This is a genomic window from Piscinibacter sp. HJYY11 (assembly GCF_016735515.1).
In the GTDB taxonomy this organism is placed as follows: domain Bacteria; phylum Pseudomonadota; class Gammaproteobacteria; order Burkholderiales; family Burkholderiaceae_C; genus Rhizobacter.
In genome coordinates this window covers 2,345,102-2,358,500 of the sequence record NZ_JAERQZ010000001.1, presented here as the reverse complement: position 1 = coordinate 2,358,500, position 13,399 = coordinate 2,345,102, and the positions used below count along the sequence as shown (strand labels likewise).

General features: G+C 68.4%; 12 protein-coding genes and 1 tRNA gene. 5 read left to right on the top strand and 8 right to left on the bottom strand.

From position 1 onward, the window contains the following. Window position 1: 1 nt before the first annotated feature. Window positions 2-877 (bottom strand): NAD kinase, encoded by an 876-nt coding sequence (locus JI745_RS10745; protein ID WP_201806080.1) that lies wholly within the window; start codon window positions 875-877, stop codon window positions 2-4. 80 nt (window positions 878-957) lie between these two features. Between JI745_RS10745 and hrcA the strand changes: the two genes are divergently transcribed. After that, on the top strand, window positions 958-1,977 hold the full coding sequence (gene hrcA / locus JI745_RS10740) for a heat-inducible transcriptional repressor HrcA (RefSeq protein WP_201806079.1): 1,020 nt from the start codon (window positions 958-960) through the stop codon (window positions 1,975-1,977). An 11-nt stretch (window positions 1,978-1,988) separates the two neighbouring features. Here hrcA and JI745_RS10735 read toward each other — a convergent pair whose 3' ends face one another. From JI745_RS10735 to JI745_RS10715, 5 genes are all read right to left on the bottom strand, one after another. Further along, window positions 1,989-2,849 (bottom strand): sugar phosphate isomerase/epimerase, encoded by an 861-nt coding sequence (locus JI745_RS10735; RefSeq protein WP_201806078.1) that lies wholly within the window; start codon window positions 2,847-2,849, stop codon window positions 1,989-1,991. Window positions 2,850-2,851: 2 nt separating this feature from the next. Then, window positions 2,852-4,045: a dihydrodipicolinate synthase family protein gene (locus JI745_RS10730; RefSeq protein ID WP_201806076.1), complete on the bottom strand. Its 1,194-nt coding sequence runs from the start codon at window positions 4,043-4,045 to the stop codon at window positions 2,852-2,854. A 13-nt stretch (window positions 4,046-4,058) separates the two neighbouring features. Beyond that, window positions 4,059-5,222 carry a Gfo/Idh/MocA family protein gene (locus JI745_RS10725; RefSeq protein ID WP_201806074.1) on the bottom strand — a complete coding sequence of 388 codons (1,164 nt, stop codon included), beginning with the start codon at window positions 5,220-5,222 and terminating at the stop codon, window positions 4,059-4,061. A 31-nt stretch (window positions 5,223-5,253) separates the two neighbouring features. Then, window positions 5,254-6,234 carry a tripartite tricarboxylate transporter substrate binding protein gene (locus JI745_RS10720; RefSeq protein WP_201806072.1) on the bottom strand — a complete coding sequence of 327 codons (981 nt, stop codon included), beginning with the start codon at window positions 6,232-6,234 and terminating at the stop codon, window positions 5,254-5,256. A gap of 101 nt (window positions 6,235-6,335) precedes the next feature. Continuing rightward, a complete protein-coding gene (locus JI745_RS10715; RefSeq protein ID WP_201806070.1) occupies window positions 6,336-7,034 on the bottom strand; it encodes a TetR/AcrR family transcriptional regulator in 699 nt (232 codons plus the stop codon). Window positions 7,035-7,141: 107 nt separating this feature from the next. On the opposite strand from JI745_RS10715, the gene JI745_RS10710 reads away from it, so the two are divergent. Next, window positions 7,142-7,218, top strand: a tRNA-Ile gene (locus JI745_RS10710). A gap of 22 nt (window positions 7,219-7,240) precedes the next feature. Here the strand turns inward: JI745_RS10710 and sctR are convergent. Both sctR and sctQ read right to left on the bottom strand, forming a co-directional pair. Beyond that, window positions 7,241-7,900, bottom strand: coding sequence for a type III secretion system export apparatus subunit SctR (sctR, locus tag JI745_RS10705; RefSeq protein ID WP_201806068.1), 660 nt, complete (start codon window positions 7,898-7,900; stop codon window positions 7,241-7,243). A gap of 12 nt (window positions 7,901-7,912) precedes the next feature. Next, on the bottom strand, window positions 7,913-9,028 hold the full coding sequence (sctQ, locus tag JI745_RS10700) for a type III secretion system cytoplasmic ring protein SctQ (RefSeq protein ID WP_201806065.1): 1,116 nt from the start codon (window positions 9,026-9,028) through the stop codon (window positions 7,913-7,915). A 301-nt stretch (window positions 9,029-9,329) separates the two neighbouring features. Here sctQ and sctV point away from each other — a divergent pair, with 301 nt between their 5' ends. Genes sctV through sctC form a run of 3 tightly spaced genes read left to right on the top strand, consistent with a single transcriptional unit; the run spans window position 9,330 to window position 13,398 of the window. After that, window positions 9,330-11,402, top strand: coding sequence for a type III secretion system export apparatus subunit SctV (gene sctV / locus JI745_RS10695; protein WP_201806062.1), 2,073 nt, complete (start codon window positions 9,330-9,332; stop codon window positions 11,400-11,402). Window positions 11,403-11,416: 14 nt separating this feature from the next. Further along, window positions 11,417-11,683, top strand: a complete 267-nt coding sequence (gene sctS / locus JI745_RS10690; protein WP_201806057.1) for a type III secretion system export apparatus subunit SctS — start codon at window positions 11,417-11,419, stop codon at window positions 11,681-11,683. A gap of 8 nt (window positions 11,684-11,691) precedes the next feature. Then, a complete protein-coding gene (gene sctC / locus JI745_RS10685; protein WP_201806053.1) occupies window positions 11,692-13,398 on the top strand; it encodes a type III secretion system outer membrane ring subunit SctC in 1,707 nt (568 codons plus the stop codon). Window position 13,399 lies beyond the last annotated feature (1 nt).

Here is a 13,399-nt window from a genome sequence, read left to right as displayed (position 1 = left end):
TTCAATTCACCCCGGCGTTCCAGTGCAGTTTGCGACGCAGGGTCGCGTAGTAACTCCAGCCCCGCGGATGCAGGAAGCGCACCTGGTGCTTCGATCGCCGCACCACGATGCGGTCACCCGGCATCAGGCTCGCGAGGCTTTGCATGTCGAAGTTGACACTGGCATCACGCCCGTTCACCACTTCGATCAGGATGTCTTGCGTGTCGGGCAACACGATGGGCCGGTTCGACAGGTCGTGCGGCGCGATCGGCACCAGGAGCCAGCCGCCGATGCCCGGGTGCAGGATGGGCCCGCCCGCCGACAGCGCATACGCCGTCGAGCCGGTGGGTGAGGCGACGATCACGCCGTCGGCCCGCAGGTTGGCCACGAACTCCGTGCCCACGTCGACCTTCACTTCCAGCATGCCGGCGGTGGCACTGCGGCTCACCACCACGTCGTTCATCGCGAAGCCGTCGAAGATGCGCTGCTCGTCGCGCACCACGCTGCCTTCGAGCATGGTGCGGCGCTCTTCTTCATAGTCGCCGGCGATGATGGGGGCGAGCGCTTCGGCGTAGTGGCCGACCGGGATGTCGGTGATGAAGCCGAGCCGCCCCTGGTTGATGCCCACCATCGGCAGGTCGAACCTGGCGAGCTGGCGGGCGATGCCCAGCATGGTGCCGTCGCCGCCGACCACGATGGCCATGTCGCACTGCTTGCCGAGTTCGGCCGGGTTGAGCGCGTTGAAATCGGTGATGCCGGTGTTGAGCGCGGTCTCGCGCTCCAGCGACACCTCGAGCCCCTGGCGGGCCAGGAAATGCGCGATCTCTTCGAGCACCCCACGGATGCCACGGGCCTGGTACTTGCCCACGAGAGCAGCATGTCGAAAGCGGGACGGCATGCGAAGGATTACACCACGGCCGTCGGCAAATGAGATGTCAGCGTGGGTGTCAGCGGGCCCGCGACCTACAATGAAAAACCATGTTGGACGAGCGAGCCAGAACCCTCCTGAAAGCGCTGGTCGAGCGCTACATCGCCGACGGGCAGCCCGTCGGCTCGCGCACGCTTTCCAAGGCCTCGGGGCTCGACCTGTCGCCGGCCACCATCCGCAACGTGATGGCCGACTTGGAAGAGCTGGGCCTGATCGCCAGTCCGCACACCAGCGCCGGCCGCATCCCCACCGCCCGCGGCTACCGGCTGTTCGTCGACACCATGCTGACGGCGCAGCCCATCGACCTGAGCGCCGCCAGCGCCCCGCTCGAAACCCAGCTCCAGCCCGACCAGCCGCAGCGCGTGATCGCCAATGCGGCGCAGATGCTCAGCAGCCTCTCGAGCTTCGTCGGCGTGATCACCGCGCCACGCAAGGCCAGCGTGTTCCACCACATCGAGTTCCTGCGTCTCTCCGAACGCCGGGTGCTGGTGATCCTGGTGGCACCCGATGGCGACGTGCAGAACCGCGTCATCATGACCGCGCACGACTACACGCAGAGCGAGCTGATCGAGGCCAGCAACTACCTCACGCAGCAATACGCCGGTCTCACCATCGAAGAGGTGCGCGAGCGCCTGAAGCGCGAGGTCGACGTGTTGCGCGGCGAGATCGCCACCTTGATGCAGGCGGCGGTGCAGGCCGGCAGCGAGGCGATGGCCGACCAGCAGGAGCAGGTCGTCATCAGCGGCGAGCGCAACCTGCTCACCGTGCAGGACTTCTCCAGCGACATGGGATCCTTGCGCAAGCTCTTCGACCTCTTCGAGCAGAAGACGCAGCTCATGCGCCTCCTGGACGTGAGCAGCCGCGCCGAAGGCGTGCGCATCTACATCGGCGGCGAGAGCATGGTGGTGCCCTTCGAGGAGCTCTCGGTCGTGTCGGCGCCCTATGAGGTGAACGGCCAGGTCGTCGGCACGCTCGGTGTCATCGGCCCCACGCGCATGGCCTACGACCGCATGATCCAGATCGTCGACATCACGTCGCGGCTGGTGAGCAACGCCTTGAGCGTGAAGTAGGCGTCAAGTAGTCAGACGACGCTGCGGTGCCGCTCGATGCAGGTGGCGAGCACCTCGTCGCCCGCGCGTTGCCACCAGTTGTTCGCCGAGAAGATCTCCACTTCGCTGTAGCCGGCGAAGCCCTGCGCTTCCATCCAGCCACGGATCTTCGGGATCTCGATCACGCCGTCGCCCATCATCCCGCGGTCGTTCAGCGGGTCGGTGGTCGGCACCAGCCAGTCGCACACGTGGAAGGCGTGCAGGCGTCTTTTCCCGGCGCGCTCGATCTGCTGTTGCAGCTTCGGGTCCCACCACACGTGATAGACGTCGACGGCCACGCCGATCGCGCCGCTCTGTGACGGGTCCAGCGCGTCGCACACGTCGAGCGCCTGCTCCAGCGTGTTGATGCAGGCCCGCTCGGCCGCATAGGTCGGGTGCAGCGGCTCGATGGCGAGCGGCATCTGGCGCTGACGCGCCGCCTCCAGCAGCGTGGCGATGCCGTCGCGCACCACCTCGCGGGCGCCGGCGAGGTCCTTGTGCTGCGGCTTGCCATAGAGCGCCCCCGGCAGGCCGCCGACCACCAGCACCAGGCACGTGGCGTTCAGCTCGCAGGCTTCGTCGAGCGCGCGCAGGTTCTCGTCGGTCGCGTTCGGTTCGGTGAACATGCCGCCGCGGCAATAGCCTGACAGCTCGAGCCCGTGCGCGCGGATCGTGCGCGCTGTGTTGGCGAGCCCGGCCGCGGCCACCTGGTCTCGCCAGGGCGACACCGCACGGATGCCGTGCCGCGCACACGCATCGAGGATCTCGACCAGCCCCCAGTCCTTGCCGTGCTGCTTGCGCACGGTGGCGGTGTTGATCGAGAGCCAGCGGTGGTCTTGGCTGAAGTCGCGCATGGTCAGGCGTCCACGCCGTGCAGCGTCAGCAGCGCGCGCATGCGGTGCGTCGCGAGCTCCGGGTGCTCGATCAGCCCCGCCGCGTCGGCCAGGCGGAAGAGCTCCGCAAAGTGCGCCAACGAGCGTGTGCTCTGCTGCCCGCCCACCATCACGAAATGCGGCTGGTGCCCGTTGAGCCAGGCCATGAACACCACGCCGGTCTTGTAGAAGCGCGTGGGCGCCTTGAAGATGTGGCGCGAGAGCGGCACGGTCGGCGCCAGCAGTGCGTGGAAGCGCGCGTCGTCGCCTGCGGCGAGTGCCGCCAGCGCCGCGCTTGCCGCCGGCGCGATGGCGTCGAAGATGCCGAGCAATGCATCGCTCTGCCGGTGCGTGTCGACCTCGCCCACGCCGTCGCCCGCGATCAGCTCGGCGTAGTTGAAATCGTCCCCCGTGTACATGCGCACGCCTGCGGGCAGGCGGCGGCGCATCGCGATCTCCTTGTCCTTGTCGAGCAGCGAGATTTTGATGCCATCGACTTTGCCCGCATGCGCCGCGATGATGCCGAGCGCCGTGTCCATCGCCGCGTCCACGTTCGCGCTGCCCCAATAGCCAGACAGCGCCGGGTCGAACATGTCGCCCAGCCAGTGCAGGATCACCGGCTGCCGGGCCTGGCTCAGCACCCGGGCGTACACCCGCTCATAGTCGGCCGGGCTCTTGGCCACACGCGCCAGCGCCCGGCTCGCCATCACGATCAGCCGGCCGCCGAGTTGTTCGATCGCGGCCATCTGCTCTTCGTACGCGCGGATGACATCGTCGACGGTCTTCGCGGCGTCGGGCGACAGGTGGTCGGTGCCGCAGCCACTCGCCACCAGCGCACCGGGCACGTCGCGCGCCGCCTCGAGGCTGCGGCGAATCAGCTCCAGCGAAGTCGGCCAGTCGAGCCCCATGCCGCGTTGCGCGGTGTCCATCGCCTCGGCCACGCCCAAGCCCATGCCCCACAGGCGCTGGCGGTAGGCGATGGTCGTGTCCCAGTCGATCGCGCAGTCGAGCCACGGGTCGACGCTCGCGCGCGCATCGGCCACCACGTGCGCCGCCGAGAAGGCGATGCGGTTGAACTTCGTGCCGGGCTTCGCCGGCGTGATGCCCGCGGTGCCGCGCAGTTCGTAAGGCTTGAGCGTGCCGTCGCTCGCCGGCAGGTTGAGGCGCAACAAGGTCATGGCCGTGCCTTCCTCAGAACTTCAACGCCGGCACGTCGACCCAGCGCCGTTCCTTCCAGCTCTGCAGCGCGGCATCGACCAGCTGCACGCCCTTGGCACCCTCGGGCAGCGTCCACACATAGGGCGCGTCTTCGGCCACGTGGCGGATGAACGCTTCCCACTGGATCTTGAAGCCGTTGTCGTAGACCTGCGTGTCAGGCACTTCCTGCCACTGGTCGAAGAAGTTCATGGTCTGCTTCACGTCGGGGTTCCACACCGGGCGCGGCGTGGTCACGCGGCTCTGCGCGCGGCAGGTCTGCAGGCCGGCGACCGCCGAGCCATGCGTGCCGTCGACGTGGAAGGTCACGAGGTCGTCGCGCCGCACGCGCGTGGCCCAGCTCATCGTGAGCTGCGCCACCACCGGCTCGCCGTTGTGGCCCTTGAGCTGCGCGGTCGCATACGCTGCGTCGTCGGCGGTGGCCTGATAGGGTTGGCCCGCTTCGTCCCAGCGCTTGTCGATGTGCGTGGCGCCGAGGCAGGTGATGGACTGCACCTCGCCGAACAGGTTGTCGAGCACGTAGCGCCAGTGGCACATCATGTCGAGGATCATCCCGCCGCCTTCTTCCTTGCGGTAGTTCCAGCTCGGGCGCTGGATGGGCTGCAGGTCGCCTTCGAACACCCAGTAGCCGAAGTCGATGCGTGCGCTCAACATGCGGCCGAAGAAGCCCGAGCGGCGCAGCATGTCGAGCTTGCGCAGGCCGGGGAGGAAGAGCTTGTCCTGCACCGCGCCGTGCTTCAGGCCACTCGCCTGCGCCACCTTCGCGATTTCGACCGCTTCGTTGAGGTTGGTTGCGATCGGCTTCTCGCAGTACACATGCTTGCCGGCGCGGATGGCGTCGGCCAGCAGCTTCGGCCGCATCTGCGTGGTGCCGGCGTCGAAGAAGACGGTGTCGTCCTTGTTCGCAAGTGCGGCGGCCAGGTCGGTGCCCCAGCGCGCGATGCCGTGCGCCTTGGCGAGCGCTTCGATCTTCTCGGCATTGCGGCCGATGAGGATGGGATCGGGCATAACCTTGTCGCCGTTGGCGAGCGTCACGCCGCCCTGCTGGCGGATGGCGACGATGGAGCGGATGAGGTGCTGGTTCATGCCCATGCGCCCGGTGACGCCGTGCATGATCAGGCCGAGTCGTTGGGTGGCCATTGCGGACTTCCTTGAAGAGGAGGAGGGTTGCTTACTTCGGCGCGTCGGCCGGGCTCAGGCCCGCGGCCTTCACCAGCGCGGCGTTGGTGCCGATCTCGGTCTTGATGTAGCTGTCGAACTCGGCGGGCTTGAGCGTCCACGCGTCGAGGCCGAGCTGCACGAAGCGCTCTTTCACCTCGGGTGCGGCGAGCGCCTTCACCACCTCGGCCTGCAGCCGGTCGACGATCTCGCGCGGCGTCTTGGCCGGCGCCATCATTCCGATCCAGAAGTTGAACTCCGAGTTGGGCACGCCGGCCTCGGCGGTGGTCGGCACGTCGGGCAGCGCACTCGCGCGGCGCGGCGAGCCCACCGCCAGCGCGACGAGCTGCCCCGCCTTGATCTGCCCGATCACCGGCGCGATGGGCGAGAAGTAGTAGTCCACCCGCCCGGCGATCACCTCGTTCACCGCTTCGGCCGAGCCCTTGAACGGGATGTTGGTCGCCTTGATGCCGGCCGCCACGCGGAACTTCTCGGCGTTCAGGTGCGTGGCGCTGCCCTGGCCCGCCGAGGCGTAGTTGAGCCCTTCCGGCGAGGCCTTGGCCGCTGCCAGCAGGTCCTTCAGCGACTTCAGGTTCTTGGTGGGCGACACCACCAGCGCATTGGGCACGGCCGCGATCGGCGTGACGCCGGCGAAGTCGGCCACGGTGTCGAAGGGCAGCTTGGCAAACGTCGACGGGCTCACCGTGTGCGACGACGAGTGGATCATGATCGTGTAGCCATCGGCTGCCGCCATCGTGAGCTGCTGCTGGCCAATGGTGCCGCTGGCGCCGGCCTTGTTGTCGATCACCAGCTGCTGGCCGAGGCTTGCGCCCACCTTGTCGCTGATGGCGCGGGCCACGATGTCGGTGGTGCTGCCGGCCGCGAAGGGCACGATCACGCGGATCGGCTTGTTGGGCCAGGCCTGGGCGTGTGCGGCCAGCGGAGTGGCCAACGTGGCGGCCAATGCGAGGGAAGAGACGAAGGACAGGTTCATGGCAGGTCTCCAGTCGAATCGTTTTGTTCACCATTTGGTGAATTGGAAGCCGATTCTGAGCCTGCACGCGATCACGCGTCAACTGGTTCCCACAGAGTTTTTCAGTCCCTCAGGACATACCCCAGGATCACGTCGCAGATGTGCGAGAGCCGCTCGTTGAGGGCCTTGGGCGCCATCAGGTCGCGCCCGAAGATCGCCGACAGCGTGTGCTGGTTCGAGAGGTAGAAGTAGGCGATGCCGGCGATGGAGATGTAAAGCTGCAGCGGGTCGACACCGCCACGGAAGACGCCGCTCGCGCGCCCCCGCTCGAGGATGCGCCCCAGCGCCTCGATCAGCGGCGTGTTGAGCGCGCGGGCCCGCTCCGAGCCTTCGATGTGGCGGGCGCGGTGCAGGTTCTCGCTGTTGAGCAGCGTGAGGAACTCCGGGTGCTCGAGGTAGTAGCGCCAGGTGAATTCGGTGAGCTGGCGCACCGCCTTCTCGGGCGGCATGTCGTCGAGGTGCAGCTGCCGCTCGGCCTCGCGGATGTTGCGGTAGGCCTCTTCCAGCACCGCGCTGAAGAGGCCGTCCTTGTCGGCGAAGTAGTAGTAGATGAGCTTCTTGTTGAGCTTCGCCCGCTCGGCGATGCGGTCCACCCGCGCACCGCCCAGGCCATGCTCGGCAAACTCGTCGCGCGCCGCGAGCAGGATGATCTCGCGCGAGCGCTCGGCATCGCGCGTGCGCGGCGCGGGCTCGGGGGCGACGCTGCGCTTGGTGGCGCGCGCAGAGGTGCGGATCGAAGGGCGTGCGGGCTTGGTGCTCATGTGGGCGGGAGGATAAGGGCTCCCGCACAAGTCACCAATCGGTGATCAACGCCATGCGTCCCGGTTGGGTGCGATGCGCCTGCCTACAATCGCGGCTCTTTCGAGAGGGGCCGTTAGCTCAGTTGGTTAGAGCAGAGGACTCATAATCCTTTGGTCGCTGGTTCGAGCCCAGCACGGCCTACCACCTCACGACGCGAGCCACCGCCTCAGCGGTACGACAGCACCAGCCCGTGCACGAGGCGCGTCCAGCCGTCCAGCATCACGAAGAGCAGCAGCTTGAACGGCAGCGAGATGGTCGTGGGCGCGATCATCGACATGCCGAGCGCGAGCAGCACGGTGGCCACGATGAGATCGACCACCACGAAGACCAGGTAGATGATGAAGCCGATCTGGAAGGCCCGGGTCAGCTCGCTCAGCGTGAAGCTCGGCACCAGCACCATGAAGTCGTCCGACTGCAGCTTTTCGGCACGCGCCTGCGGCCAGATGGCCGAGGCCGATTTCAGGAAGAACTGGCGCTCGCGTTCGTGGGTGTGCTTCTTGAGGAATTCCTTCAACGGCGCCTTGGCTGCATCGACCACCGCCATGATGTCGTTGAGGCCCTCGCCCTTGGTGCCGAAGCTGCGGTTGCGCAGTGCGTCCGACACGTCCATGCCCACCGGCGCCATGATGTAGACCGACAGGATGATCGCGATGCCGTTCAGCACCATGTTGGGCGGCGTCTGCTGCAGGCCGAGCGCGGTGCGCAGCAGGCCCAGCACGATCACGAGCTTGGTGTAGCTCGTGACCATCAGCGCCACGAAGGGCGCGATGCCGAAGGCGACGATGAGCGCGACGAGGGTGAGCGGCTCGGGCAGTCCGGATTCCATGCGCGTGGCGCCTCAGATCTCGTTGGGCGCGAACTCCGACACCCTGACGCCGAGCCGGTCGCCGACCGCGACCAGGTGACCTTTGCCCAGCACGTTGCCGTGCGCGACGATGCGCACCGTGCAGCGGTTGAGCGGCTGGCCAAGGTCGAACACATGGCCGGGACGGATGTTCTTCAGTTCGCCGAGCGAGAGCGACAGGTCGCCCACCTCGAAGCGCAGCGCCACCTCCAGCGCGTCGAGCCGGTCGATCGGCAGCTGGGCGCTCGGCTCGGCGGCGTCGGCCGCCGCAGCGGGGGCGGCAAGGGGCATGTCTCGGTTCATGGCTGGTTCTTTCGATTGCTGGACGGTGATGCGCGAGCCTTCGGCATGCGCCACGAGTTGTCGCCCCGCGCGGCCCCCCAGCTCGGCGGTCAGCACGATGGCTGCGCCCGACGAGGCCCACTGCTCGATGCTGACGATGTCGCCGGGCCGGATGCTGGCCACCTCGCGCAGGCGGATGGGCGTGGTGCCGATGCGAAAGGCGAGCGGGAAGCGCAGGCGTTCGAATAAGGCCTCCACCACCGGGCTCGCAGGTGATCGGGCGCCGACCTGCGGCGGCACCAGCGCCTCCAGTGCGGCGGGCGACTCCAATTGGATGAAGCCGCACAGCCGCGCGGCGCCGTCTTCCGATGAGGCCGTGAAGATCGCGGCGCGCTGCGGATCGTCGAGCGGCCCGCGCGGCTCGCGCGCGTCGCCATCGGGCGGCTGCCATTCGAAGTGCAGGCGCAGCGTCTTCTCGAGCGCATCGACCAGCGGGTGCAGCGCGTCGGCGAGCAGGATGTAGCGCAGGTCGCGCGGCAGCAGGTGGCTGCGCGGCTCGCCGAGCAGGGCCTCGACGCTCGGCGCATCGAGCCCAAGGTGGCCGACGTGCGGGCCGAGCTTGAAGCGGTAGCGTTCGTAGAGCGCGGCCTCGGCTGCGCCGTCGAGCCGCCAGGCGAGCCGGTAATTCTTGCCGCCTGCCGTCACCGCATGCTGCGCTGCGCTCGCATAGAGACGGTTGAGCGCACGCACGGTCGCCTCGTCGGCACGCGGCAGAAGCGTCGTCGCGCCGAGCTCCGTCACCGCGTCGTGAACCAGCGTGGCCACCATCTCTGCACTCACTCCATCAACGTGACATCCGCGTGTCAGGGCCATCCCTTCGCAAGTGGTGTCGAGGGGGTCGGGGCGACGCAGCGTACCCAAACGACCCGCGTCGAGAAAGTACGCAAATTCGTAGTCAGCAGCGCGTCATCAGGGAACTCGCGGCTACGAGAACTCGTGGTTGCTGCGGTCCTGATGCGCGACTTAGAGTCCGGCCGACCGTGCGTTCGACCGTGCGATTTCTCACGGACTTTTCTCACGGTCCGTGCGCACCGCAACACGCCTTCAACCCCTCACCCGCACCCCCTCCATGGCCAGCACCAGCACCAGCTTCCAGCCCACCGGCAGTGGCTTGCGTGACCTGATGCGAAGCGCGGGCCGGCACCACGACCTGGTGCTGGCCGGCATGCTCGTGGCCATCGTGGCGCTGTTCGTGCTGCCGCTGCCCACGCCGCTGCTCGACTTCCTGATCGCCTGCAACCTCGCGGTGAGCCTCGTGCTCCTGATCGTGGCGATGTACGTGCCGTCGGCGCTGTCGCTGTCGACCTTCCCGTCGCTGCTGCTCTTCACCACGCTCTTTCGCCTGGCGCTCAACATCGCGTCGACCAAGCTGATCCTGCTGCAGGCCAACGCCGGCCACATCATCGACACCTTCGGCAAGCTCATCGTCGGCAACAACGTGGTCGTCGGCGGCGTGGTGTTCCTCATCATCGCCATCGTCCAGTTCATCGTGATCGCCAAGGGCTCGGAGCGTGTGGCCGAGGTGGCGGCGCGCTTCGCGCTCGACGCGATGCCCGGCAAGCAGATGAGCATCGATGCCGACGTGCGCGCCGGTGCGCTCTCCACCGCACAGGCGCAGAAGCGCCGGCAGCAGCTGGAACAGGAGTGCCAGCTGCACGGCGCGATGGACGGCGCGATGAAGTTCGTGAAGGGCGACGCCATCGCCGGCATCGTCATCGCGCTCGTCAACATCCTGGCCGGTATCGCCATCGGCACGCTGATGCACGACATGAGCGTGGGCGCCGCGCTGCAGCGCTACGCCATCCTCACGGTGGGCGACGGCATGGTGTCGCAGATCCCGTCGCTGCTGGTGTCGATCGCGGCCGGCGTGGTGATCACGCGCGTGAGCACCGGTGGCAAGCACGACACGCAACTCGCCCGCCAGATCGGCGAGCAGCTCATGGCGCACCCGCGCGCCCTGATGATCGCGGGCCTGGCGGTCGGCAGCTTCCTGCTCGTGCCGGGCTTCCCGAAGTGGGTGTTCGGCCTGCTCGCGCTGGCCCTGCTCGGCGCGGCCTTCGCCGCACGCTGGGCGGGCGCGCGGCGCAGCACGCCGGCCTGGATCTCGCACCGCGACCCGGCCGTGGCGGAGGAAACCGACGGTGACCACGCCGTGGCCGCGCCGCTGGCGGTGCGCCTGTCCAGCAGCCTGCATGTCGCGCTCGACCGCGTCGCGCTCGACCAGCAGCTCACCGCCGTGAAGGCGTCGGTCGAGTCCGACCTGGGCCCGGTGTTCCCGCGCCTGCAGGTGGCGCATGCCGATGCCGTGCGTGAACACGGCTACCAGGTGCTGGTGCACGACGTGGTGGTGTCCGAGGGCGTGCTGCGCCCGGGCTGGTGGCTGATCGACCCGGCGCAGGCCGTGTCGCCGCCCGCCGGTGCCGAGGTGGCCGAACCCTTCGGTCCCTTCCCGCGCGTGGTGTGGACCGCGAGCCCCGAGCCCGGCACAAAGGCCTGGCGCGCCGAGGAAGTGGTGGGCCTGCACGTCGACCACACCGTGCGCCGCCATGTGCGCCAGCTGATCGGCCTGCAGGAAGTGCAGCGCCTGCTGCACTGGGTGCAGCGCGATGCGCCGGAGCTTGCCGCCGAGGTGTCGCGCGTGGTGCCGGCCCAGCGCATCGCCGAAGTGCTGCGCCGCCTGCTGCAGGAAGGCATCCCCATCCGCAACCTGCACGCCATCTTCGAGAGCCTGGCGATGTGGGGGCCGAAGGAAGCCGACGCGATCGCGCTGACCGAGCTCGTGCGCATCGACCTCGGCCACTACATCACCAGCCGCTACGTCGGCGCGAGCCGCCAGCTCGAGACCATCATGTTCGAGTCGGCCCTGCTCGAGCGGGTGCAGAACGCGATCGAGAAATCGCCGCGCGGCAACCTGCTGCTGCTGAGCCCCGCCGCCGCGCAGGACGTGCGCGAGCAGGTGCGCCGCATCCTCGGGGCGAGCGCCGGGCGCGTGGTGGCCATCGCGTCGTCCGACGTGCGGCGCTACGTCAAGACGCTGATCGAGCCGGTGGCGCCCGCGCTGCCGGTGCTGTCGTACCAGGAGCTCGACGAAGACGTCCACCTGCAACCCGTGGGCTGGGTCACCAACCCGCAGGCGCTTTGAACCTCACCATCCGAATGACTCCCCAGAACATCCTCGACTTCACCCGCGAAGGCCTGCTCATCGTGCTGTGGGTCTCGCTGCCGGTGGTGCTGGTGTCGACCGTCACCTCGCTGCTCGTGGCCGTGCTGCAGGCGGTCACCCAGGTGCAGGACCAGAACATCGGCCAGTCGATCCGCCTGATCGCGGTGATGGTGGCCATCGTCGCCACCGCCGGCTGGCTGGGGCGCGACGTGATGCGCTTCGCCGAGCGGGCGTTCCAGAGCCTGGGGTTGCTGTCGTGAGCGCCGGCATGCTTCAGTGGACCTTCCAGCGCTACGCCTTCGCGATGCTGGGCCTCGCCTTGCTGCTGCTCGCGCAGCACAGCGGCGCGGCCGAGCTGCCGTGGCGCGGCAAGCCCTTCCAGATCGTCGCCAACGAGAAGCCCTTGCCCGACTTCCTGCGCGAGCTGGCCGCATCGCAAGGCACCACGGCGGTGATCGACGGCAAGGTGTCGGGCGTCATCAGCGGCAAGTTCGCCGGCGTGTCGGCGCTGACCATCCTCAACAACCTGTGCACGACCAACGGGCTGACCTGGTACTACGACGGCGCCTTCCTCTACGTCGACCTGGCCGCCGACGCGCGCAGCGAGGTGCTGCCGATCGCGAGCGCCAACGCAGCGCGCATCTCCGAGACGCTCGCGCGCCTGCGCATCGCCGACAGCCGCTACCCGCTCACCATCAGCCGCGACGACGGCACGGTGCACGTGTCGGGCCCCAAGCGCTACGTCGAGATGGTGCGCCAGGCGGTGCGCCTGGTCGACCAGCGCACCGCGCTCGCCGACGGCGCCGAGATCCGGCTCTTCCCGCTCAAGTACGCCTGGGCGGCCGACTTCAAGATCAACCGCAACGGCCGCGAGACGGTGATCCCCGGCGTGGCCAACGTGCTGCGCAGCCTCTACGGGCGCCACACCGGCGCGGCCGGCAGCTCGGGCGGCCGCTCGTCCGGCTCGGCCGTTGGCATGGGCCCCAACCGGCAGATCAAGATGCGCAGCGGCGACGTGGTCAACGCGCCCAAGCTCGAGCTGCCCGGCGTATCGCCCGCCGGTGGCGACGAGACCCTCGGCGGCGTGTCGTCGATGAACGCGAGCGGCGAGCTGCCGCAGTTCCAGGCCGACACGCGCATGAATGCCGTGCTGGTGCGCGACACGCCCGACCGCATGGCCCAGTACGCGCGCCTCATCGAGTCGATGGACGTGCGCCCGCGCCTCTTGGAGATCGAGGTCACGATCATGGACATCAGCACCGACCGGCTGCAGAGCCTGGGCGTGGACTGGCGCGCCAACGGTCGCCATGCCGACCTGCAGACCGGCCGCGGCAACGCGCCGCCGCTCACCTGGGGCAATGCCACCACCGAAGCGGGCACGACCGGCACCTCCACGCCGCTCGGCCTCGTCTTCACCGCCGCCATCGGCAACGACATCCGCAACTACCTGCTGGCCCGCGTGAGCGCGCTCGCCACCAAGGGCGACGCCAACTTCGTCGCCCGGCCCAAGGTGATGACGCTCGACAACACCGAGGCGGTGCTCGAGAACCTGAGCGAGTTCTACGTGCGGGTCGACGGCTTCCAGGACGCCGGCCTCTTCAGCGTGACGGCGGGCACCGCGGTGCGCGTCACGCCGCTCATCGTTGACGACAAGGGCGCGCGCGGCGTGCTCATGTCGATCGACATCGTCGACGGCGACCTGAGCGCGGCTTCGGTCGACCGCATTCCCATCGTGCGCCGGCGCACCGTCAACACGCAGGCGCTGGTCGACGAGGGCACGAGCCTGCTGATCGCCGGCTACTCGTCCGAAGAAAAGAGCAACGTCACCTCGGGCGTGCCGCTGCTGTCGGACATCCCGCTGGTGGGCAAGCTCTTCCAGTACAGCGACAAGAAGCAGGTGAACATGGAGCGCTTCTACCTGCTCACGCCGCGTCTCGTCACACCCACTGCCGCTGCGGCGGCCACCGGAGGCTGAC